Below are 1,094 nucleotides of genomic sequence, written 5' to 3'. Positions count from 1 at the left end.
ATGGCAAAAGAAAAGTTTGAACGCGTAAAACCGCACGTAAACGTTGGTACAATCGGCCACGTTGACCACGGTAAAACTACACTAACTGCAGCAATCACTAACGTACTTGCAAAAGTATACGGCGGTGTTGCTAAAGATTTCGCATCAATCGATAACGCTCCAGAAGAGCGCGAACGTGGTATCACTATTTCAACGTCTCACGTTGAATACGATACACCTACACGTCACTACGCACACGTAGATTGTCCTGGTCACGCCGATTATGTTAAAAACATGATCACTGGTGCTGCTCAAATGGACGGCGCGATCTTAGTAGTTGCTGCGACAGATGGCCCTATGCCACAAACGCGTGAGCACATCCTTCTTTCTCGTCAGGTTGGCGTTCCTTACATCATCGTATTCATGAACAAATGTGACATGGTTGATGACGAAGAGCTACTTGAACTAGTAGAAATGGAAGTTCGTGAACTTCTTTCTGAATACGATTTCCCAGGTGATGACTTACCTCTAATCGCTGGTTCTGCGCTTAAAGCGTTAGAAGGCGAGAAAGAGTGGGAAGATAAGATTGTTGAGCTTGCAAACGCACTTGATTCTTACATCCCAGAGCCAGAGCGTGACATCGATAAGCCATTCATCATGCCTATCGAAGACGTTTTCTCAATCCAGGGTCGTGGTACTGTTGTAACTGGTCGTGTTGAAGCTGGTATCATCCGCATCAATGACGAAGTAGAAATTGTTGGTATCAATGATACAACTCGTTCTACTTGTACTGGTGTTGAAATGTTCCGTAAGCTTCTTGACGAAGGTCGTGCTGGCGAAAACATCGGCGCACTTCTACGTGGTACTAAGCGTGAAGACGTTGAACGTGGTCAAGTACTAGCTAAGCCTGGTTCAATCAACCCACACACAACATTCACTTCAGAAGTATACGTACTTTCTAAAGATGAAGGTGGTCGTCATACTCCATTCTTCAAAGGTTACCGTCCACAGTTCTACTTCCGTACAACTGACGTAACAGGTGACGTACAGTTACCAGAAGGCGTAGAAATGGTAATGCCTGGTGATAACATCAAGATGACAGTAACTCTAATCGC

1 protein-coding gene is annotated in these 1,094 nt (G+C 45.0%); it reads left to right on the top strand.

Features of this window, described 5'->3' with window-relative positions; genetic code table 11:
• Window positions 1-1,094, top strand: a 1,094-nt coding sequence (gene tuf / locus GQR53_RS20465) for an elongation factor Tu (protein ID WP_165745054.1), incomplete at its 3' end; no start/stop codon positions are given.

Source organism: Pseudoalteromonas sp. Z9A6, from assembly GCF_011378805.1.
GTDB lineage: Bacteria > Pseudomonadota > Gammaproteobacteria > Enterobacterales > Alteromonadaceae > Pseudoalteromonas > Pseudoalteromonas distincta.
The sequence above is the reverse complement of the archived record's forward strand: the minus strand, read 5'-3'. Positions and strand labels throughout refer to the sequence as shown.